This window comes from Streptomyces sp. NPDC017936 (genome assembly GCF_044328485.1).
Lineage (GTDB): Bacteria > Actinomycetota > Actinomycetes > Streptomycetales > Streptomycetaceae > Streptomyces.
The window spans coordinates 38,429-59,850 of sequence record NZ_JBIRHK010000018.1 but is presented as its reverse complement, the minus strand read 5'-3'; the positions used below and the strand labels follow the sequence as shown (position 1 = coordinate 59,850).

23 protein-coding genes are annotated in these 21,422 nt (G+C 70.4%); 22 read left to right on the top strand and 1 reads right to left on the bottom strand.

The genetic code is table 11. The annotated features are described in order from the left end of the window. The first annotated feature begins 1 nt into the window (after position 1). Genes ACH4F6_RS31480 through ACH4F6_RS31450 form a run of 7 tightly spaced genes read left to right on the top strand, consistent with a single transcriptional unit; the run spans position 2 to position 5,624 of the window. A complete protein-coding gene (locus tag ACH4F6_RS31480; RefSeq protein WP_397963768.1) occupies positions 2–1,429 on the top strand; it encodes a phage portal protein in 1,428 nt (475 codons plus the stop codon). Continuing rightward, positions 1,407–2,189 (top strand): hypothetical protein, encoded by a 783-nt coding sequence (locus tag ACH4F6_RS31475; RefSeq protein ID WP_397963767.1) that lies wholly within the window; start codon positions 1,407–1,409, stop codon positions 2,187–2,189. The genes ACH4F6_RS31480 and ACH4F6_RS31475 overlap by 23 nt, the downstream gene beginning before the upstream one ends. 57 nt (positions 2,190–2,246) lie before the next feature. Beyond that, positions 2,247–2,837 carry a hypothetical protein gene (locus ACH4F6_RS31470; RefSeq protein WP_397963766.1) on the top strand — a complete coding sequence of 197 codons (591 nt, stop codon included), beginning with the start codon at positions 2,247–2,249 and terminating at the stop codon, positions 2,835–2,837. Positions 2,838–2,850: 13 nt separating this feature from the next. Beyond that, positions 2,851–3,804 (top strand): phage major capsid protein, encoded by a 954-nt coding sequence (locus ACH4F6_RS31465; RefSeq protein ID WP_397963765.1) that lies wholly within the window; start codon positions 2,851–2,853, stop codon positions 3,802–3,804. Next, positions 3,804–4,835: a glycosyltransferase family 4 protein gene (locus ACH4F6_RS31460; RefSeq protein ID WP_397963764.1), complete on the top strand. Its 1,032-nt coding sequence runs from the start codon at positions 3,804–3,806 to the stop codon at positions 4,833–4,835. Before ACH4F6_RS31465 ends, ACH4F6_RS31460 begins: the two co-directional genes overlap by 1 nt. Positions 4,836–4,844: 9 nt before the next feature. After that, positions 4,845–5,261, top strand: coding sequence for a hypothetical protein (locus tag ACH4F6_RS31455; protein ID WP_397963763.1), 417 nt, complete (start codon positions 4,845–4,847; stop codon positions 5,259–5,261). Beyond that, entirely contained in the window at positions 5,262–5,624 is a 363-nt protein-coding gene (locus ACH4F6_RS31450) for a hypothetical protein (RefSeq protein WP_397963762.1), read from the top strand. It begins immediately after the preceding gene. Here ACH4F6_RS31450 and ACH4F6_RS31445 read toward each other — a convergent pair. After that, the gene (locus ACH4F6_RS31445; RefSeq protein WP_397963761.1) at positions 5,621–5,941 is read right to left on the bottom strand and encodes a DUF4429 domain-containing protein; all 321 of its coding nucleotides are present in this window, start codon (positions 5,939–5,941) and stop codon (positions 5,621–5,623) included. The two genes, ACH4F6_RS31450 and ACH4F6_RS31445, sit on opposite strands and share 4 nt — an antisense overlap. Positions 5,942–5,970: 29 nt before the next feature. Here ACH4F6_RS31445 and ACH4F6_RS31440 point away from each other — a divergent pair, with 29 nt between their 5' ends. The 15 genes from ACH4F6_RS31440 (at position 5,971) to ACH4F6_RS31370 (ending at position 21,084) form a co-directional block, all read left to right on the top strand. Next, complete coding sequence (locus tag ACH4F6_RS31440; RefSeq protein WP_397963760.1) at positions 5,971–6,297, top strand: HK97 gp10 family phage protein; 327 nt, start codon at positions 5,971–5,973, stop codon at positions 6,295–6,297. Next, complete coding sequence (locus ACH4F6_RS31435) at positions 6,297–6,695, top strand: hypothetical protein (protein ID WP_397963759.1); 399 nt, start codon at positions 6,297–6,299, stop codon at positions 6,693–6,695. Before ACH4F6_RS31440 ends, ACH4F6_RS31435 begins: the two co-directional genes overlap by 1 nt. A 73-nt stretch (positions 6,696–6,768) precedes the next feature. Further along, positions 6,769–7,356 (top strand): phage tail protein, encoded by a 588-nt coding sequence (locus ACH4F6_RS31430; protein WP_397963758.1) that lies wholly within the window; start codon positions 6,769–6,771, stop codon positions 7,354–7,356. A gap of 91 nt (positions 7,357–7,447) precedes the next feature. Continuing rightward, the gene (locus ACH4F6_RS31425; RefSeq protein ID WP_397963757.1) at positions 7,448–7,801 is read left to right on the top strand and encodes a hypothetical protein; all 354 of its coding nucleotides are present in this window, start codon (positions 7,448–7,450) and stop codon (positions 7,799–7,801) included. Positions 7,802–8,229: 428 nt separating this feature from the next. Continuing rightward, the gene (locus ACH4F6_RS31420) at positions 8,230–12,360 is read left to right on the top strand and encodes a hypothetical protein (protein WP_397963756.1); all 4,131 of its coding nucleotides are present in this window, start codon (positions 8,230–8,232) and stop codon (positions 12,358–12,360) included. A 3-nt stretch (positions 12,361–12,363) separates the two neighbouring features. Beyond that, a complete protein-coding gene (locus tag ACH4F6_RS31415) occupies positions 12,364–14,598 on the top strand; it encodes a hypothetical protein (RefSeq protein ID WP_397963755.1) in 2,235 nt (744 codons plus the stop codon). Continuing rightward, complete coding sequence (locus ACH4F6_RS31410) at positions 14,598–15,689, top strand: DUF5047 domain-containing protein (protein ID WP_397963754.1); 1,092 nt, start codon at positions 14,598–14,600, stop codon at positions 15,687–15,689. The genes ACH4F6_RS31415 and ACH4F6_RS31410 overlap by 1 nt, the downstream gene beginning before the upstream one ends. Then, positions 15,686–16,420, top strand: coding sequence for a hypothetical protein (locus ACH4F6_RS31405; RefSeq protein ID WP_397963753.1), 735 nt, complete (start codon positions 15,686–15,688; stop codon positions 16,418–16,420). The genes ACH4F6_RS31410 and ACH4F6_RS31405 overlap by 4 nt, the downstream gene beginning before the upstream one ends. Further along, positions 16,420–17,115, top strand: a complete 696-nt coding sequence (locus ACH4F6_RS31400) for a hypothetical protein (protein WP_397963752.1) — start codon at positions 16,420–16,422, stop codon at positions 17,113–17,115. Before ACH4F6_RS31405 ends, ACH4F6_RS31400 begins: the two co-directional genes overlap by 1 nt. A 61-nt stretch (positions 17,116–17,176) precedes the next feature. Continuing rightward, positions 17,177–18,595, top strand: coding sequence for a D-glucuronyl C5-epimerase family protein (locus ACH4F6_RS31395; protein WP_397963751.1), 1,419 nt, complete (start codon positions 17,177–17,179; stop codon positions 18,593–18,595). A 54-nt stretch (positions 18,596–18,649) separates the two neighbouring features. Then, positions 18,650–19,738, top strand: coding sequence for a hypothetical protein (locus tag ACH4F6_RS31390; RefSeq protein ID WP_397963750.1), 1,089 nt, complete (start codon positions 18,650–18,652; stop codon positions 19,736–19,738). A 29-nt stretch (positions 19,739–19,767) separates the two neighbouring features. After that, positions 19,768–20,130, top strand: coding sequence for a hypothetical protein (locus ACH4F6_RS31385; RefSeq protein WP_397963749.1), 363 nt, complete (start codon positions 19,768–19,770; stop codon positions 20,128–20,130). Beyond that, the gene (locus tag ACH4F6_RS31380) at positions 20,131–20,574 is read left to right on the top strand and encodes a hypothetical protein (RefSeq protein WP_397963748.1); all 444 of its coding nucleotides are present in this window, start codon (positions 20,131–20,133) and stop codon (positions 20,572–20,574) included. Next, entirely contained in the window at positions 20,571–20,933 is a 363-nt protein-coding gene (locus ACH4F6_RS31375) for a hypothetical protein (protein WP_397963747.1), read from the top strand. Before ACH4F6_RS31380 ends, ACH4F6_RS31375 begins: the two co-directional genes overlap by 4 nt. A 4-nt stretch (positions 20,934–20,937) precedes the next feature. Beyond that, positions 20,938–21,084: a hypothetical protein gene (locus ACH4F6_RS31370; RefSeq protein WP_397963746.1), complete on the top strand. Its 147-nt coding sequence runs from the start codon at positions 20,938–20,940 to the stop codon at positions 21,082–21,084. Positions 21,085–21,422: the final 338 nt, after the last annotated feature.

The window sequence follows — 21,422 nt, the reverse complement described above, 5'->3', positions numbered from 1 at the left end:
GATGACCATCCCTGAACTGCCGCTGACGTTCCTGTCGGACGACGAGCTGCAGCTGCTGACGGCGCTGCGCACGGACCTCCTGGCGCACCGGTTCGATCTGGAGCTGCTGGACGCCTACTTCAACGGTGAGCAGATCGTCCGCGACCTGGGGATCAGCATCCCGCCGCAGCTCAAGGGCCTGCATACGGTGATCGGCTGGCCGCGGATCGGGGTGGAGGCGCTGGAGCAGCGCCTGGACCTGGAGGCGTTCCGTTGGGCGGACGGTTCCGATTCCTCGGATCTGGAGGAGGTCGCCGAGTCGAACGATCTGTATGACGAGGCGAGCCTCGCGCACCTCGACGCGCTCACTTACGGCCGGGAGTACGTGGCGGTCGGCTCGGGCGAGGGGGACGACCCGCCGCTCATTACCTACGAGTCGCCGCTGGACATGACCATGTTCTGGGACGCGCGGTTGCGGATGGCGACGGCGGCGCTGCGGGAGTCCGTCGAGGACGGCGTCCGCATCGTCACCCTGTACCTGCAGGACCAGACGGTGTACGCCGCTGAGACCACCGACGGCTGGGAGGTCTTCGACCGGGACCTGCACAACTTGGGCATGGTGCCGGTGCTGCGGATGGCGAACCGCCAGCGGACCGCGGACCGGATCGGCCGGTCGGAGATCACCCCCGAGGTCATGTCGATCACCGATGCGGCGTGCCGCCGACTGATGGGCATCGAGGTGGGCGCCGAGTTCTTCCAGGCGCCGCAGCGCTACATCCTGGGGGCCGCCGAGTCGGCCTTCCAGGACGCCGAGGGGAATGCGAGGGGCGCCTGGGAGACGTACATCGGGCGCGTGCTGGCCCTGGAGCGGGATGAGGACGGCAACGCGCCGACGGTGGGTCAGTTCGCGGCGCACGACCCGTCCGGGCAGACGAAGATCATCGACCTGTACGCGCGGATCATGTCGTCGCAGTTGTCGGTGCCGCCTCACATGCTCGGCTACACCAGCGACAACCCGGCATCGGCGGACGCGATCCGCTCGGCCGAGGGCGCGCTGGTGAAGAAGGCCGAGCGCAGGATCCGCCGCTTCTCGGCGACGCACCGGGACGCGATGCGGTTGGCGCTGTGGTTCCGCAATGGCGAGCCGCCGGAGAAGGCCCGGCGCATCGAGTGCGTGTGGCGCAACCCGGCGACGCCGACGATCGCCGCGCAGACGGACGCCGCGGTGAAGCTGGCCCAGGCTGGGATCATCCCTGCGGAGTCGGATGTCCTGCTGGAGATGGCGGGCCTGACGGAGGAGCAGCGTCGGCGGGTCACCGCGGATCGGTCCCGGATGGCCGGAGCGGCTGCCGGCGGGCGGCTGATGGAGCGCCTGGCCGCACTGGGCGACCAGAGTGGCCAGCTGCCCGCGGCGGCGGAGGTGACCGGTGGCGGCGACGGCGGTCTCTGACGGCGGTGAGGACGCTGCCCGCTTCCGGGCCGCGCAGATCGGCCTGACGCGGCTGCTGGTGCGCGACGTCCGGGGGCTTCGGCGGCTGATCCTGCTGTCGCGGCTGCGGGAGTCGGTGCCGGACTGGCTCACCGCCATGAACGCGGTGATCGACCAGTACTCGCGCACCTCCGCGCTGCTGGCCGCCGACTTCTACGAGGCCCAGCGGGCTGCGGCCGCGGCACCGGGGGTATTCACGGTGCCGGTGGCGGATCCGCCTCCGCCGGAGCAGACGGAGGCGTCGCTGCGGTGGGCGGTGAAGGATCTGTGGCCGCGTGACCCTGAGGACCCGAAGACCACGGACGCGCAGCGGCAGCCGGATGAGGTCCGGCTGGCCGCGGCCGAGGTGAAGGCCGAGCAGGTGGCGCAGAAGCTGGTCACCGATACGGGCCGCGGCACTGTCCAGGAGGCGGTGCGGCAGGACCGGCAGGCGACGGCGTGGGCGCGTTCGGCGGCTCGCGGGGCGTGCGCGTTCTGCAAGCTGCTGGCCGCGCGCGGCGCGGTGTACAAGCAGGCCACGGCGGATTTCCGGGCGCACGACGGCTGTCACTGCGGCGTGATCCCGGTGTTCAGGGGGCAGCGGTTCGAGCTGTCCCCGCACGCGCGGGAGTGGGAGCGGATCTACCGCGAGCACGCGGCGCCCTTCTCCGGCGATCAGCTCCGGCGGTTCCGTCTGGCGCTGGCCGAGCACGACAGCAACCCGCTGCCGGGCTCGAACTGACCAACCCCCTGGCTGCCCCGGTGGCGGCCTATTCAGCCCCTGGAGGGCCACTTCACCATGCCCGAGAACGAGGAGACCCCCGAGGTCGTTAAGGAGCCGCAGGACCCCGCTACCGCCCCGGAGGCGGAGCAGTCGAAGGCGGACCCGTGGGCGGACCCTGAGACCGCCCGCAAGGAGATCGAGAAGTTGCGCAAGGAGTCCGCCGGCTACCGGACGAAGGCCAAGGAGCTGGAGCCCCTCGCCCGCAAGGCGAAGGAGCTGGAGGACGCCCAGAAGTCGGAGCAGGAGCGGCTCGCCGAGCAGCTCACGCAGGCCGAGCAGCGCATCCGGATCGTGCAGCAGCGCGCGGTGCGCGCGGAGGTGCGGGCCTTGGCTGCGGCCGAGTTCGCGGATCCGGACGATGCGCACGCCTTCCTCGACCTGGACGGCTTCGTCGGTGACGACGGCGAGATCGACAGCGACAGCATCCGCGACAGTCTCGCGGACCTGCTCAAGCGCAAGCCGCACCTGGCCAAGCCGGCCGACAACTCCCCGCGGCGGCCGGTCCCGGACCGCACGCAGGGCTCCTCGGGCAACGGCGCCCGTTCATCTTCCGACCCCGGCGTGATCTTCGCCGGGCTCATGGACAAGGCCCTGAAGGGCCGCTGAGAGGAAGCCCTCCATGGCTGTAGAACCGATCAAGCTCAGTGACATCAACTCCACCTTCCTGCCGCCCCAGCTGACCGGCCCCATCTTCGAGAAGTCCGTCGAGGGGTCGGCCGTCATGGCGCTGGCGAAGCGGGTCCCGCTGAGCATGAGTGCTCAGACGGCGGTGCCGGTGCCCCTGGACGTTCCGACGGCGGACTGGGTGGACCAGGCCGGACGCAAGCCGCTGAGCTCGGGCGGCATCGGCGTCAAGACGATGTCCGGCAAGAAGATCGCCGTCCTGATCCCGGTGGCGATGGAGGTTGTCGACTCCAATGCGGCGGGCCTGTGGTCGCAGTTGCAGCGTGACCTGCCGACGGCGTTCGCGCGGGCCTTCGACATGGCCGCCATCCACGGGAAGACGATGAAGGGTGCGACGGGCCCCTTCCCGGACTACCTGGCGCAGACCGACAAGACCGTGAGTCTGGGTACCGCTACCCAGGGAACGGGCGGCATCTGGAAGGACTTCGTCGACGGCATGGAGGAGATCGTCGACGACGACTGGGACTACACCGGGACGGTCGCCGACTACCGGCTCCAGCCGAAGCTGATGGGCGCCACGGACACGACCGGTCGGCCCATCTTCGTGGAGACGACGACGCCGGGGACCGGCATGGCGATGGCGGGTTCGCTGATCGGCAACCCGCTGGCGTACTCGAAGTCCGTGTCCGGCAAGCTGCGCCGTCAGTCCACCAGCGTGGACACGGGGCTCCGGGCGATCGGCGGCGACTGGTCGCAGACCGCCTACGGCGTGGGCATGGACATCACGGTCCGCATCTCCCGCGAGGCGACGTACATCGACGACGAGGGCAACGCGGTCTCGGCGTTCCAGAACAACCTGGTGCTCCTCCTCGCGGAGGCGTACTACGGTTTCGTCCTGGGAGACCCGGAGGCGTTCGTGAAGTTCACCGGCACGCCGAGCGGCAGCTGATGGCGGGGGCTGTCCCGGTGACCGCGCCGGGCGGGACGGCCACCGCGCTGACCATCGTGGCCCGGGTCCACCTCATGCCGCCGGAGCACAACGCGGGCGCGGAGCACATGCTCGTGTCGATGCTGCGGCCGCTGGTGGAGCGCGGGCACCACGTGCAGGTGTGGCTGTCCCGGTACGGCAAGGCGGTGGAGCCCTACGAGTACCGGGGCATCCAGGTGGTGCCGCTGGCGGCCCGCCTGGACTTCCCCACGGCGGTTCGCAAGGCCGATGTGCTGATCTCGCACCTGGAGTGCGTGCCGCATGCCTCGGCGCTGGCGCGCGGATACGGCATACCGCTGGTGGTGGTCTGCCACAACACGCACCGGCCCAGCTTCCGCGACATGGCCTCGGGCGGGACGGCGCTCGCGGTCTACAACAGCCGGTGGATGGAGCGGGAGGCGGAGCTGTTCTTCGCCGAGTACCCGAAGTCCGTCCGCCCGGACGCGAGCCTGATCGTGCGTCCGCCGGTCTTCGCCGACGAGTACGCGACGAAGCCCGGCCGGGCGGTCACGCTGGTCAACTGCAATCCGGAGAAGGGCGGCCGGGTCCTTGAGGATCTGGCGCGCCGCATGCCCGAGCAGCAGTTCCTCGCGGTGCGCGGCGCCTACGGCGAACAGATCCTCCCGGACCTGCCGAACGTCGAGGTCGTCGAGCACGTCGACGGCGCCGACATGCGGCAGAAGGTGTACGCCCGCACGCGGGTGCTGCTGATGCCGTCGTCCTACGAGTCGTGGGGGCGCGCCGGTGTCGAGGCGCTCGCCAGCGGCATCCCCGTCATCGCCCACCCGACCCCGGGCCTGTGCGAGTCGCTCGGTGAGGCCGGGATCTTCGTGGACCGCAACGACGTCGACGGCTACGAGGCGGTGCTGCGCAAGCTGCTCACGCCTGCGGAGTACCGGCTCGCGTCGAAGCGGGCGAAGGCCCGCAGCGCTGAACTCGACCCGGCCGCCGATCTGGCCGCCTGGTGCGAAGCGGTGGAGGCCCTGCGATAGGAGGCTGCCATGGCGTTCGTTCCCCCGACGGCCGAGGACCTGGGCCTGTACTTGGATCTGCCGGAGATCCGCGGGGACCGGGCTGATCTGCTGATCGCGCAGGCCGTGGCTCTGTGTGAGACGGTCGTCAAGCCGCTACCCGATCAGGCGACCGCGGTGGTCCTGTCGGTGGCGGGCCGGGCCTACGTCAATCCCCAGCAAGTCAGCTACGAGACGATCGGCCCCATGTCGGTGCAGCGCCCGCAGGGCTCGGGCGGTCTGTACCTGACGAAGTCCGACAAAAGTGCCCTCAAATCGCTGGCCGGCCGTGGCGGCGCCTTCACTGTCGATCCGACGCCGGTCACGGCGGACCCGTCGCCGACTTACCCGGTCGACGACGACTACGGGCCGCCGCTGGAATACGAGCCGGGCTGGGGGTGGGTGTAGGTGCCCGCCCCGTACCCGTTCGGGGAGACGGTGCGGATCCTGCGCACCGGCCCGTCGCCCGGACGGGACGACCGCGGTCAGCCGCTGCCCGGTCCCGATCAGTCGTTCGACGTCCCTGGCTGCGTCGTCACACCCCGCGAGCAGTCCCCGCAGGTCGGCGGATCAGATCAGCAGGCGCGGGACACGGTCGTCGTCGGCTGGACGGTGTACGCCCCGGCGGGCACCGTGCTGCGGACGACGGACCGGGCTCGGGTGCGCGGCGTCGTCTGCGAGATCACCGGCGAGCCCGGCGACTGGGGCCGCAGCCCGTTCACCGGCACTCGCGGGCCGGTGCAGTTCGCTGCCGACCGGGTGACGGGCTAGCTGCGGGCCTGCTCGACAGCGGCAACCAGCTTCTGCGCGGCGTCGTTGTGCTTGCGCCGGATGGACAGGCTGTGCGGGTCCTCGTAGGGCGGCCGGCCGCCCAGGAACAGGCCCCGCCTTTCGGCGGCCGGGGTGCTCCCGGGCAGCACGAACTGCACGTAGCCGTGGAAGAGCCTGTTGCCCGGCTTGAAGCGAGTGCCGGTGATGTCGGTGGCCCGGATCCGCACCGGTGCGGGCCGCTGTCCGGGCGCCGACTTGGTGATGGTGACCCATTCCCCGTCGAAGGTGATGGTGCCGAGTACGCCCTTGACGTCCATGTTCTCCCCTAGGTTGAGGAGTTGAGGGTATGGCAGCGCGGTTCAAGATGTCCCGGAAAGGCGTGGGGCAGCTGCTGCGGTCGGAGATGATCCGCGCGGACATGGTGCGCCGCGCCCACGAGATCGAGGCGCTGGCGGTCACCCTGTCACCCGTGGGCAGGTCGGGGGATCCGCACCCGGGCCAGTACAAGTCCAGCTGGGGTGTGACCAGCACTAAGCGCGGCGGACGCCGCCGGGACCGGGCCACCGCCACGGTCCGCAATGGCGCTTACTACGCCCGCTGGGTGGAGTACGGCACCGAGCGCGTCCCTGCCCACCACATCGCCCTTCGGGCCGCTACGGCAGGGGGCGGCTGATGACCGCCGTCGGCTCGGTCGACGTCGAACTCGAGGTCATGAAGTGGCTGCGGCCCCGCCTCGGGCCGGACGTCGTCGTGCGGGACGAACTCGACAACAACCTCCTCGAGGAGCTGCCGACGGTGCAGGTGCAGCGCGTCCCGGCGGGCGGCGACGACGGCATCCGCCTCGACCGGGCGCTGGTCGACGTCGACGTGTACGCCGCCAGCCGGGCCGACGCGATCGCTCTGTCCGCGACGATCCGCGGTCTGCTCCTCGGCGAGCTGCGCGGCTCCGCGACGGACGCGGCCGTGGTCAGCCGGGTAGGCACGATCAGCCCACCGGCCGCCCGTCCCTACGAGAACACGGCCCTGCGCCGCGTCGGGGCCACCTACGAGATCTACAGCCACCCGGCCTGACCGGGAGGCGGGGCCCGCGCCGGACCCTCACCACCCGCCCGAGCGCGGGCTCTTCCATGTCTGGAGACTTCTCATGGTCAACATCACCCGCGCCGCGGACCTTCTCGAGGTGGGCGCCAACGGCGGCGGCTGGACGGCCCCGAAGGGCACGGCGTCGCCTGGGGATCCGGCGATCCAGCCGGTTGCGCCGTGGTTGCCGCTGGGCGCCATCAGCGACGACGGCCTTGTCCAGGGCTTCGAGGAGGACTCTCAGTCCTTCACCCCGTGGGGCTACACGGCACCGATCCGCACCACCATCACCAGCTCGCTGCGCACGTTCGGGCTGACGGTGTGGGAGACCGGCCGGACCACCGTGCAGTCCCTGCAGTACCGGCTGGACGCGGACGACCTCACCCCGGCCGGCGGCCTGACCACGTTCGCGGAGACCGCGAGCCCCACCCCGGACCGACGCGCCTGGTGGTTCGTGGTCCTGGACGGCGACAACTTCCAGCGCGGCTTCTACGTGCCGGAGGGGGAGATCACCGAGCGCAGCGACGTCACGCACAAGCAGGACGAGATCGCGGGCTACGAGTGGACGATCACCGCCTACCCGGACGCCGCCGGCAACACCGTGTACCACTTCGACCGCCTCCCGGCGACCGCCGAGTACACCGGCTCCTGAACTGGTGGGCGGGCTGCGATAGCCAGCCGGCGCGGGCCCGGCCCGTCCACCACCACCCTGCCCGCGCCACGCAATTGAGGAGGCCCGCGCCATGGCCGCTACCAAGGAACAGATTGAAGCCGCCCGAGGCCAGGAAGCTGAAGTCGACACGGAGGACAGCTACCTCACCGTGCCGCTCGCCGGGTTCGACGGCGTCACCAAGGACGTTCGCGTGCTGCCCGCCAACCAGTGGCGGGCGTCCGCAATCCGCGCGCTGAACGGCGGCAACATCGACGGCTTCATGGAGACCGTGCTCCACGAGGATGACTACGAGATCTACGAGGATCTCGACCCGACAACGGACGGCATCGGCAAGTTCGCCGAGGAAGTTTCTCGCGCTTCCGGTGAGGCCCTGGGGAAATCCAGTGGACCCTCGGGGTCCTCACGCAGCACGCGGAGGCGGTAGAAGCCGATCTGGCCAGGTACTACCCGGGCGTCGACCTACTCGACGCGCACCGTGGCCGCCTGTCATGGAGGCGCCTGCGGGTCCTCATCGAGCACCTGCCGCCCGAGTCGGCGACGTGGACGGCTCTGCGTAACCAGCTCACGCCTGAACAACTGGCTGAGCAGGCGGACAAGGGCGAGCCGGAGAAGGGCCGCTGGTCCCAGCAGGAGCTGCTTCTCGCTTCCGCCGTGGATGCGCTGCGCCGCGTCGAGTGGGTCCTGTGGGTGGTCAACACGGAGAAGTCGAAGCGACCTGATCCGCCTGAGCCGATGCGACGCCCAGGTGCCAAGCCGCCGACGAGGAAGGCGCGCTTGACCGAGAGCAGCGCCGACCGCCTGTTCCAACTGCTGCAAGGAGGCGCCGCGTAGGGCGCTGGGAGGGGGAGCCCAGTGCCTGCCATCTCTGTCGGTTCCGTCGAGGTTGATGTCGTCCCCAACGCGCGGAACATCCGCCAGCGCCTGCAGCAGCAGATCTTGCCTGCCGCAGATTCTGTGGGCGATGAGCTGGGGCGCGTCCTCGGCCGTTATGTCAGCCGGCACCTGGCCTCCGCGGTGGTGCAGGGCGTCACCAACGGCGGCCGGCAGGCGCAGGCCCCCGCCGCACGGCAGGGCCAGGCCACGGGCAGCACGTTCGCCCGCTCGTTCAAGAGCCGGCTTGAGGCCGCGATGGCGAGCTTGCCGGAGATTCGCCTGCGCGCCGACTCCTCGGACGCAGAGCGGGAGCTGTATCAGATCCGTGCACAGATGCAGGCACTGCGGGACGCCCGCATCGGCATCGACATCGACACAGCCACCGCGGCGGCGGCGATGGCGCAGATGCAGGCTCGTCTGGACCGGCTGTCGGCGTCGGACGCCGATGTTGCGGTGCGGGTGGATGCGGCGGCGGCTTCGGCGCAGCTGGCCGCCTTCAACGCGCAGGTGACTCGGCTGGACGGCCGCACTGCGAACGTCGATGTGGATACGCGGTCGGCCGTGTCGGGCATGCAGATGCTGACCACGGCGGCCCTTGCATTCGGGCCGGCCATCATCCCTGTCCTGCCCGTGGTGGCCGCAGGCCTGGGCGCCATCGCGGCGGCGGGAGTTGCCGCGGCCGCCGGCATCGGTGCCGTGGGCCTGGTGGCGATCCCGGCGTTCAAGGGGATCGCGTCGACGCTGCAGGCGCAGAAGGCGGCTCAGGACGCGGCGACGGACGCGACGCTGCGGGGAGGGCAGGCCGCTTCGCAGGCGGCCTCGCGGGCCTTGCAGATGGAGTCCGCTCAGCAGTCGCTGGCGACGGCGCAGCGCAATGGTGCGCGGCAGATCGCGCAGGCGCAGCAGCAGGTGACGCAGGCCCGCCGCGCGGCGGCGGACGCGGCGGTCCAGGCTGCGCAGCGCAACGCTGAGGCGGCTCGTCGAGTGCAGGACGCTGAGCGGTCCCTCGGGGACGCTCAGCGGGAGGCCCGGCGTGCCCAGGAAGATCTGACGGACGCCCGCCGCACGGCGGCGCAGGAGCTCCAGGACCTGAACAGCCGGCTGGCCGCTTCGGTCCTGAGCCAGCGGGACGCCGAGCTGTCGCTGACGGAGGCGACGCGGGAGCGGGACGCGGTCCTGTCGTCGGCGACGTCGACGGAGCTGGACAAGCAGCGCGCGATCCTCGCCTACGACCAGGCCGTCCAGCGGCTCAAGGACCAGACGACCGAGACGAGCCGTCTGAAGGCGGAGACCGCGGCCGCGAACAAGGCGGGCGTCGAAGGCTCGGACACCTACAGGGGCGCGCAGGAGCGGCTGGCCGAGGCGCAGCGCAATGTGGCCGACCGGCAGCAGGCGGTGCGGGATGCGCAGGCGGAGGCGGCGCGCACGCAGGTGGAGATGGCCCGGCAGGTCGCCGACGCGCAGCAGCGTGTCAGCGAGGCGACCGCAAGCGTCGCTGTCGCCCAGCAGAACGCGGCGGACGCGGTGGCGAGCGCGCAGCGGCAAATCCAGTCGGCGTCGGTGTCGGCGGCCGGCGGGGTGGATCAGGCGGCGATCGCGCAGGCCAAGTACCGGCAGGAGCTGGCGAAGCTCAGCCCGGCGGCCCGGGCGACGATGACCGCGTACACAAATCTGAAGACCGCGTTCGGCGAGTGGTCGAAGTCGCTGCAGCCGCAGGTCATGCCGATCTTCACGCGGGCGCTGGACGGAATGAGGCGGGCCCTGCCGGGCCTCACGCCGTTCGTGGTGAACGCGGCCGCAGCCATCAAGGGGCTGCAGGACCGGGCTTCGCGGGGCTTCAAGTCGCCGTGGTGGCAGACGTTCAAGAAGGATCTCGCCGGGTCAGTGAAGCCCGCCATTGAGGGGCTCGGGGTCGCATTCGGGAATGTGTTCAAGGGCATCGTCGGTGTCATTGACGCCTTCCTGCCGCACATGGACTCGATTTCCGGCCGACTGCAGCGGATCACGGGCCGGTTCGCGAATTGGGGGCAGAACCTCAAGGGTTCGCCCGAGTTCGAGAGGTTCTTGTCCTACTCGGCCGAGCAGGGGCCGATCCTCGCGGACACCCTGGAGAAGATCGCTGGTGCGTTCCTGAGTATCGGGACAGCGCTGTCGCCGATCTCCGGGCCCCTCCTCCAGGTGCTGGGCTTTGTGGCCCAGTCGATCCAGGTCATCGCGGACACCACGCCGTGGCTCATCCAGGGCATCTACGGCGTCATCGTCGCGATGAAGATCTGGACCATCGTCCAGTGGGCATGGTCCGCAGCCCTCCAGGCGTCCGGCATTCCGCTGCTCATCATCGGGATTGCCGCGCTGGTGGCCGGGATCATCATCGCCTATAAGAAGGTCGACTGGTTCCGGGCCGCGATCCAGTGGGTGTGGGCCGTCATCAAGACGTCCGTCATGGCGGTCGTCGATTGGTTCAAGGGCCCGTTCGCGAACTTCTTCACCAAGACCATCCCGAGCATTTTCAACGCGGTCTTGTCGTGGGTGAAGCGAAACTGGCCGTGGATCCTCGGCGCGCTGACCGGGCCGATCGGCCTCGCAGTGGTCGCCATCATCAAGCACTGGGATAACATCAAGGCTGGGTTCCAGGCTGCTTGGGACTGGCTGAAGAAGTGGGTCCTCAACCCGATCGGCACCTTCTTCACGAAGACGATCCCCGGCTGGGCGACGACGCTGAAGGATAAAACCGTCGAGGCGTTCAACCTGGCCAAGGACGGGATCAAAACAGCCTGGGATCAGATTCAGGGCATCGCCCGAAAGCCGGTCCAGTTCATCGTCGACACCGTCTACAACAAAGGCATCGTCGGCGTGTGGAACATGGTCGCCGACGCATTCGGGGCTCCGAAGCTGAAGACGTTCAAATTCGCCTCCGGCGGCATCATGCCTGGTTACACGCCGGGCAAGGACGTCCACCGCTTCGTCTCGCCGACGGGCGGCCGCCTGGAACTCAGCGGCGGTGAGGCCATCATGCGGCCCGAGTTCACCCGGGCGGTGGGCTCCGGGTTCGTGAACACCATGAACACGATCGCCAGGTCGCGCGGGGCGCAGGGCATCAAGGCAGCCCTGGCGCCCGCACTCGGCGGGAATCCCGTCACCAGCACGGATCGCTCGCTGCGCTACGCCAGTGGCGGCATGGTGCAGCGGTTCGCTGACGGCGGCATCTTCGGCTGGATCAAGTCCGCTGCGTCGTCGGCCGTCGGCGCCGGCTCCGCGGCCTGGAACAAGATCAAGGATGCGGCAGGCTGGCTCAAGGACACGATCGAGGCGTCCGCCCGGGCTGGCGTCAAGAACGTCGTCGACCCACTCCTGAAGTCGTTCCCTGGCATGGACACCGGCTTCGGCAAGATGCTGCGCAGGATTCCTGACCGGATCATCGACGCGCTGTTCGGCTACTCGAAGACGGCCGACGAGAAGGGGGGCGGCGGCCTCGGGGGCCCGAGGATCCAGGCAGCGCTGCGCTGGGCGAAGACCCAGAACGGATTGCCGTACCAGTGGGCGGGTAACGGCACCCCCAGCTGGGACTGCTCCGGGTTCATGTCGGCGATCGAGTCCGTGATTCGGGGCGAGAAGCCGCACCGTCGCTGGTCGACGCACGCCTTCAACGGCGGCACCCCGCCGGGCTGGGTCAAGAACGGCGACTCCGCCTTCCGCGTCGGTATCACCCACGCTGGTGTCGGCCACACCGCGGGCACCCTCGGCAAGACCAAGGTGGAGTCGAGAGGCGGCGACGGCGTCGTCGTGGGCTCTAGGGCCCGCGGCTACAACGACAAGTTGTTCACCTCCTGGTACGGCTTCAAGCCGGGGTCCTACGACTCGGGCGGCTACCTGCAGCCGGGCCTGAACCTCGCCTACAACGGCACCGGAAGGCCGGAGCCGGTCTTCACCACCAGGCAGGCCAATGCCCTCACGTCGATGGCCGCGCGCTCCCAGTTCGGGTCAGCGAGCTTCGAGGGCGACCTCTACCTCGACTCTGGCGAGTTCCTCGGCAAGGTCCGGGGTGAGGCCGCGCAGGTCGTCGACGCAACGTTGCGGCCGCTGGCTGCTCAGATCGCGGGTAGGAGGTGAGCGATGCCGATTCCGGGCAACATGCTGTCGGCGACGACGGAGTCGGCGGACCCGACCATCAGCGGCTGGACGGCGAAGCTGAACTGTACGGTCTCCCGGAGTACGGGTGGCCGGAACGGGGACGGCACGGTCCGGTTGTTGTCGCTGGCGGCGGGGGAGGCGCAGGCCCGCACGGTCGCCTCGTACCCGGTCACCGCCGGGATCGAGTATGAGGCGTTCGCGGACGCTTCCGGGGCGACGGTCCCGGAGCGGATCGGGATCCAGTGGCTGACCTCTTCGAACACGGAGATCAGCATCACGTGGTCACTGACGACGTTGACGGCGTCGTCGACGTGGCATCGGATCGCGGTGGCCGATCTGGCGCCGGCGGGTGCGGCGTCGGCGCGGGTCATCGTCTCGGCGATGACGCCGGCCGGGGCCGGAGTGATCAGCCACTTCGAGAACGTCTACCTCGGCCTGCCGCTGCGGACGACGGGCAACCTCCTCAGCTTCGACACGGAGTCGCTCGAGCGGGACCTGTCGGGATGGGCGGTCGAGGCCAACTGCAGCATTGCCCGGCAGACGCCGATGGTGCAGTTCGCGGTGGACTACTACCTGGGCGGCGGGCACATGCTGGCCGCGACGGTGACCGCGGCCGGGAACGCCGCGGTGCGGACGGCGGAGAAGCCGCCGGCGACGGCGGGCGTGGAGTACGTCGGCTACGCCTACCTCAGCCCGCCGACGGCCGCTTCGACGTGCTGGGTGGAGCTCCGCTTCTACAGCGCGTCGGACGTGCAGCTGCAGGCGACTCGCGCGAACCTGGCCGCGCCAGGGACGGGCGTGTACCGGCAGAGGGTGTCCGATGTGGCGCCGGCGGGCACGGCCTACGCCGTCCTGGCTGCCGGCATCACCGCGGGCACGGCGGGCCAGGTGTGGCGGGTGGACGGGGCGGTCATCATGCCCGCCCCGAAGCTCCGCGAAGGCACCCTCATCCCCTACGCGGATGCCTCGTTCGAGCGGGACACGGCCGGGTGGACCGTGGTTTCCGGGGTGGCGACGATCGCCCGGCTCACCCCGTGGGGCACCGATTTCCTGGACGGCTCCTACGCGATGACGGTCTCCTCGGCGACCGCGACGACCAGTGTCATCCGGTCGGCGATTTTCCCGATCGGGGACGCAGCGGATTTGGCGTTCACCGCCGAGTACGGGATGAAGATCATGTCGGGCGGCTGGACGCTGACGCGGACGTTCCGCTGGTACGACGCTGCCGGCACCTTCCTGTCCGCGTCGTCGAGTTCGGCCGCGGCGGTGCCGTCGCCGAACTGGTGGTTGCTGACGGCGCAGGGCACGGCTCCGGCGGGTGCGGCCCGGGCGGCGATCGAGTGGACGCTGACGGCCACGGCCGCGTCGTCGGTGCTGCGCGTCGACAAGGTGAGCTTGTGGCAGTCCGTGCCCATCACGCAGGTCACCAAGAGCGACACCGGCGCCTACATCACGCTGACGCTGCGGGAGCTCCCCGTCGACAGCACGATCACGGTGTGGCGTCTCGGCGCGGACGGCTCCCGCACGCTGGTGCGCGGCGTCCACGGGCTCATCGAGGGCGAGGCGGTCCTCACGGACGTCCTCGTCGTCGAGGACCATGAGGCGCCGCTGGGGCAGCCGGTCTCCTACTACGCGGAGGCCCGCAACGCGTCCGGCATCGTCGTCTCCACTCGCGTCAGCAGCACGGTCACCCTGGATGCGGGCGACGTGCAGTACGGCTGGCTGAAGGATCCGGGCAACCCGCAGCGCAACGTCCGCGTGATGATCGCTCAGGCGCCGGACTGGCAGCGGCCCATCACCCAGACCGTGCACCGGGTCCGCGGGGCGACGATGCCGGTCGTCCTCACCGACGTGCGCGGCAGCCTGGAGGGCGACCTCGCCGTCTACACGCAGTCCGACGACGAGCGGGCCGCGCTGCACTGGCTCCTCGACCCGGGCAGCATCCTGCTGTGGCAAGCGGCTCCGGGGCACGGCGTCGACGACATGTATGTGTCGGTCGGGCAGGTCACCGAGGCGCGCGGCGGCGGGGTGGCGTCGGATCCGTGGCGGACGTGGACGCTGCCACTGACGCAGGTCGCGCAGCCGGTGACGGTCGGCGTCGCCTCGTCCGCCGGCCGGACCGGCTACGACGTGCTCGCCGAGAACGCCACTGGCCTCGACGTCCTCACCAGGTATACGACCGGGGAGGATTTCCTGTTCGGCAGGAGGCGCGCCTGATGTACCCGGTCTCCGCGCGGTTCCTCGCCACCCTCGTCGAGTCGCACACGCCCGTCTGCGAGGTGGCCCTGTTCCTCACGGACGGGCGCGTGGAACCCTTGTCCGTGGTCGACGGGTCGGTGTCGGTGGACCGCAGCCAGCAGTGCCGCCGCACCTGCACCGTCACGGTCGCCGACCCCGCGCTGATCCCGCGGACTCCGGCGGACAAGCTGTCCGTGTACGGGGCGCGGCTGCGGATCGCCCGAGGCGTGCAGGCCGGCGAGTACCAGGAGCTCGTCCCGGTCGGCGTGTTCCGTATCGACTCCGTTGAGGGCGACGTCGACGAGGGGCCGGTCACGATCCAGGGCAAGTCCCTGGAGTGCGTGATCGCCGACGACAAGTTCACCGCGCCGTGGCGGTCGGCCGGTACGGCGGTCGGCGCGATCACCGCGCTCATCCAGCGCAGCATCCCCGACGCCGCCGTCACCACCGCGGCCACGGTCGTCGACGCGCCGATCGGCACCCGCACCTTCGACGTCGAGGGCGACCCGTGGGAAGCCGTCCGTGAGCTGGCGGCGGCGATCGGCGCAGAGGTGTACTGCGACGCCGACGGAACCTTCGTCATCTCCGACCTGCCCGACCTGCTCACCACCCCGCCCGCCTGGACCGTCTCCGTCGGCGACGGCGGCGCCTACATCTCCGCAGCCCGCGGCATGAACTCCGACGGCGTCCACAACGGGGTGTTGGCGAGGGGAGAGAACACCGAGTCGAACACGGCCCCGGTGTCGTCGCTGGTCGTCGACGGCGACCCGGGCAGCCCCACCTACTGGGACGGCCCGTTCGGCCGCCGGCCCATGTTCTACTCCTCATCGACGCTCATCACCACCGCCCAGTGCACGGCTGCGGCAACCCTGAAACTCCGGGCGGCGCAGGCCCCGAACGCGACAGCCAGCCTCACGGCCCTGGCTAATCCCGCGCTCGAACCCGGGGACGTACTCCGCGTCGTCTACATGGACGGAAGCGCTGAGCTTCACCAGGTTCACTCCTTCCCCGTCGACCTCGTGGGCGGCGACATGGCGATCCAGACCATCTCGGCGAAGGAGGGCACGTGAACGTCTCCACCCGCCCTATCGGTGAGGCGCTCGCGGCGGCGGTGCGGGAGCAGGCCATGCAGGCGGGCGCGGACACCCCGGCGGTGCGCGGCTCGGACTGGCGGATGGCCGTCGTCGCTACGGTCAACGCGGACGGCACGATCGTCACCACGGACGGCGTCACCGCCCGCCGTGACGAGTCCTACATCTCCCCGGCCCCCGCCGATCTGATCGTCATCTCTCAGTCGTCGAACGGCCAGTGGTGGGCATGGGGGCGCGGCTCGACGGGCGGGGTGGCGATCGGGGAGGTCGTCGCCGTCCGCAAGCCGTCCTCCACATCACGGGCGTCGACGGCAACCGTGTCCGCGGACCCGCACCTGACGATGACCCTCTCCCCGGGCACATACCTGCTGGACGCTCTGCTGATGTACGACGGCGACGCGGCCGCCGACCTCAAGCTCGGGTGGATCGCCCCCGCGGGCACGACCGGCGCCTGGTGGCCGGGCGGCGCGGACAGCAGCGTCGCCGCTCTCGCCTCCACCCCACGCTGGGGCGCCCTGTCGGACATCACCACGTCGACGATCCCCGTGGGCGCGGTCGGCGCGGGCACCATCATGGCCTGCCGTCCCGTCGGAACCGTCATCATCACGACCGCCGGCGCCTTCGCTCTCGCCTGGGCCCAGAACAGCGGCTCCGCCACCCCGACCATTCTGCGCGGCCAGTCCACGCTCCAGATGCGGAGGATCGCCTGATGGCCACCGACTCCTACGGCCAGAGCATCACCCTGTACCAGAACACCGAGGCCCCCAACCTGGAGGCGCTCGTCAAGAACCTGGCGGACGGAGTCATCCCTCGCGGGATCCTGCGCTTCTCCTCTGCGTCCGCCCGGGCCGCCACCCTCACCTCACCGGTCGAGGGCATGGTCACCTGGCTGCAGGACGTCAACCGGCTGTACGTCTACGACGGCTCGGCCTGGCAGGAGCTCCCGTACAACTCCCGCCTGTTCGCCTACAAGCCGTCCAACACCTCCCGGGCGTCCACGACCAGCGCGACCGCGGACCCGCACCTCACGTTCACCGTCGAGGCGAACACGGTCTACACCCTGTCCGGCCTGCTCATCTTCGACGGGCACGACAGCGGCGACCTCAAAATCGGCTTCACCGCCCCGGCCGGGACGACCGGATCGTGGTGGCCGGGCGGACCCGACAGCAGCAGCGCCGCAGCCTTCGCGGCCTACCCCAGGTGGGGCGCCCTCACCGACGTCACCAGCTCCACCATGGCCATCGGCACCATCGGCGCAGGCACGATCCTCGCCGCCGAGCCCAAGGGCCTCGTCGTCACGTCCGGGACGCCCGGCACGTTCTCCCTGGTCTGGGCACAGAACACCTCCAACGCGACGGCCACGGTCCTGCGCACCCACTCGTGGCTGCGGCTCGACCGCATGTAGCCGCCCCAGACCTGACGCCCCGAGCCGCCGGCCGGGGCTTTCCCTATGCCCCGGAGGCTTCATGAACCGCGCCGGATACAAGCTCGTCGCCGACCTGCCCGAGGCGCTGCGCCCCTGGCGCGACCGCCCCACCGCCTGGGCCAACGTGTCTCCGAGCACCGGCAGCTACCACCTCAACTCCGCCGGCGAGTACCTGTACTACCCGGACGGCGGGACCGTCGGCTACGACCACCCCGTCGGCCAGATTCAGTTCGGCCTCGGCTGCATCGCCAGCTACCGCACCGAAACCGACCCCGCCCGCAAGGCGCTCTTCCTCGCGCGCGCGAAGGCGCAGGCAGAGCGGCTCATTGCCAAGCACGTCGAGGCGCGCGGGGCATGGTGGTTCGGCTACGGCTTCGACTTCACCCACGCCGTCCACTCCGGCATCGACTACACGGCCCCCTGGTACTCCGGGATGGCGCAGGGCGAAGCCATCAGCCTGTTCGTGCAGCTCGCCGCGCTGGACGCGGTCAGCGACGAGGATCGGGCCCGGTACATGGAGGCCGCCGACGGGGCGCTTGCCTCGCTGCAGGTCGACGAGTCTGGCTACCCGTGGGTCGTCAACACCGACCGGGCCGGATACGGGTGGATCCAGGAGTACCCGGGCGCAGCACCGGACTCCGGCGACTACACGTACAACGGCATGATCTACGCGATGTTCGGGCTGTGGGACTACTACGCGGCCACCGGCAGCCAGACCGCGGCCGACCTGTACGACGCGTTCGCCACCACCATCGCGACCTTCTTCTCGCTGCTGCGGAACGCGAAGTGGTGCAGCTTCTACTGCCAGACGCACCGCATCGAGGCGTACACCTACCACCAGCACCACATCGAGCTCTTCCGCCAGCTGAACTGGCAGACCGGCTCGCCGGACTTCGCCGACTATGTAGACCGGCTCGTCGACGACTACCCGGCCGCCGGCGTCAGCGGCACGGTCCAGTTTGAATCCGGGAGCCACACCCTGTGCCGGTTCGACACCGCGGCGTCCGGGGCGTGGTCGACGGCCGCGGGCGACGACCTCATCGAGCAGAAGACCGTCACCTTCTCCAGCGACACGGCCGCGCCCGCATCCATGCGGCGGCGCATCAAGGGCCGCGGCATCTACTACCTGATCAGCGCGGGCGCCTACACCGGCTGGTGGGTGGGGGAGTCCTGGTCGAAGGCGTACCTGCGCGGCATCTACCTGCCGACCCTGTACCGGCCGACGCGCACCGTGACCTTCCCCGGCGGCAGCACACCGGTCGACACGTACAAGGTCGCCGCCGACGGCACCGTCACCAGTGTGAAGACCGTCAGCTTCGCGAACCCCTCGAACGCACCCACGGACAGGCGAGCCATCGTCAACGGCCGGCCCATGTTCCAGATCACCGCGGGCGGGCTCACCGGCTACTGGGTCCCCGCCTCCGCCGTCACCATCGACGCCGCACCCGCCACCGCCTGACCACCCGCCCGCGCCGCGCCCTCCGCCGGCGCCCCTTTGCCCCAAGGAGGGCTCATGGCCAAGCAGGGCCCGCAGAAGATCCCGGGCGCCTCACAGAAGTACTTCTACGGAGACGGCTCCTACTCCGGCTCCGACATGGAGGTCAACTGCGGCGTCATCCACACCACCGAAGGCCGCACGCTGCCGTCGTACAACGGCGGCTCCATCGCCCCGACCGTGACCGGCGTCCCCGACATCGCGGCCAAGCGCATCAGGTGGTACCAGCACTACGACGTCGACGAGTCCGCCCGCGCCCTCGCCAACAAGCTCGGCGGCGTCTCCACCAACACGGCGAACGCCTTCCAGATCGAACTCGTCGGGACCTGCGACGACTCCAAGGCGAAGACCTGGGACGGCAAGCGGGCAGGCGTCGACTACCTGCACTGGCCCACCGCCCCCGACTGGGCGCTCGCCGAAGTCGGCTGGCTGGTGCGCTGGCTGTACGACTACCACGGCGTGCCCATGACCTGCGTGCGCGACTGGCTCGCCTACGGCAAGGACTCCCGCCGGCCCGGCATCACCCCCGCCTCCTACGGCGCCTCCCCGGCCCGCATGAGCTTCGCCGAGTGGCAGGCCTTCAAGGGTTGGTGCGGGCATCAGCACGTCCCCGAGAACGACCACGGCGACCCCGGTTCCATGGACTTCGCGCGCGTCATCCAGCACGCCAAGGGCGACAGCGACCAGCCGACCACCCCCGCCCCGACGCCCGCGCAGGAGACCGACATGCCCAGCGCCCTCAACGAGTCCAACCCAATCGACGTCGACCTGGACAGCGACTGGACGGCGCTCGCCTTCAAGGACGAGGGCGCCGTCCTCGCCGGACCCGTCCCCGCCCTGGACATCACCGTCACCCTCTACGTCGACGTGGCGACCAGCCCCGACACGAAGGTGCAGGGCCGCTTCTACCTCACCGGCCTCGACGGCAGCAGCCCCTCCGGCTACCTCGTCATCGACAAGCGGGGCGGCGGCGGCCACCAGTTCGCCCACTCCGTCCCGGTCCCCGCAGGCAAGAAGCTCTGGTTCGAGGTACGCGCCATCTCCCCCGACGGCAAGCCGGTCAAGCTCCTCCACCGCGTCGCCTCCGGCCCCTACTGGACCGCCTGACCGCGGCCCGACAGAGAAGGAAGAACCCCATGAGAATCTTCGGTCGCGAGCCCGCACTGATCATCGCAGTGATCTCCGCAGCTCTGTCCCTGCTGGTCACGTTCCAGTTCGGCCTGTCCGCCGAGCAGGCCGGCGCGATCGTCGCCGTCATCAGCGCCGTGTTCGCCGCGGCCACCGCCGCCGTCACCCGGCCCATCGCGCCCAGCGCGTTCACCGGCCTCGTCGCCGCCGTCGCCGCGCTGCTCGCCGCCTACGGCCTCGAGCTGTCCCCCGAGAAGATCGGTGCCCTCAACGCGGTCGTCCTGGCCGTCCTCGGACTCCTCACCCGCGGCCAGGTCACCCCGGCCGCCCCGTCCACGCCCGCCAGCGCCGAGCCGCCCCGGGCGGTGTAGATGTGGTGCCGTGCGGCCCGGCGGCTGTACAAGGCCCTGGGCCGCCGCGGCGTCTTCCTCCTCATCCTCGGCACCGGAAAGACCTGCTGGGGCATCAGCTTCCTCGTCGACCCGCCCGGCGACCAGGGGCTGGAGTTGCTCACCAGCATGTGCAGCCTCCGCCACTGGTCCTGGCTGTGGATCACCTGCGGACTGATTACCGGCGCCGCCGCCTTCCTCCGGGTCGGCCGCGACTGGGCCGGCTTCACGGCCGCCCTCATTCCCCCCACCGTGTGGGCCATCGCCTACACAGCCGCCGTCATCAACGGCGACTACTCCCGCGGCGGCTTCGTCGCCGTCTGGTATCTCACCTCCCACGTGGGGGTCATCATGTGGGCGGCCACGGTTCCCGAATACTCGGTTCCCCCAGTGCCGCGGTCTGCCCGGAGAGGCAAGGCCGCATGAACGTCGGCGAGTGGGCGGCCGTCATCGGCGCCGCTGGCAGCGTCCTCGGCGGCGGCGGGCTGTTCGTAGCCCGCGCAACGGTGCGGGCGGCTCAGGCGACAGCCAGGGCCAACGAGGCTGCGGCCACGATTCAGGCAGCACCGCAGGTCAAAGCCCAGGAGTTCGCGGTACTGCAGGCCACCGTGCAGCGGGTCGACGAGGAGAACGGTCAGCTGCGGGGGAGTCTGTCCAGGCTGGAGGCGGTCGTGCGGGCGTTCGCGTGGACGACGGACCGGTGGCTCAGGCAGATGCACCGGGCCGGCATCGAGCCGGAGCCGGCGCACCCGCTGGTCGACGAGTACAACCGGACAGGAGTGTGATCCGATGAGCGAGGTGCCGGAGCTTCCGGCGGAGCGGCCCGCGGTACGGCGGATCGACGAGGCCGCCGCCGACATGGGCACGCTCGTCGACATGGGCGTCGTCCCCGAGCAGCCCGAACCCGAGCCCGACCCGCCGGCCGAGGAGGGCTGAGGCATGGCCGACGACGACACCGAACCCGAGCCGCCGCTGTGGCTGTCGCCCTGGCCGTTCCGCGAACCCACCTGGCCGCCACCCCAACCCGACGACGAATGACAGCGCCCCCTCCTCCGGGAGGGGGCGCTTCGCTGTGTCCGAGACCAGAACGGCGCTTCGCCGTTGCCCAGGATCCGCATCTGGAACGGGCCTCTGGGGGAGGATGCCCAGTCCGAGGTGTCCGGCCGGACGAACTTGCCGTCGACCCCGTCGATGTGCAGTGCGCCCTCGCGGACGTTCACCAGCACGGGGAAGTGCTCGTCGCCGTCGAAGCTCAACGTCCCGCTCCAGCTGCC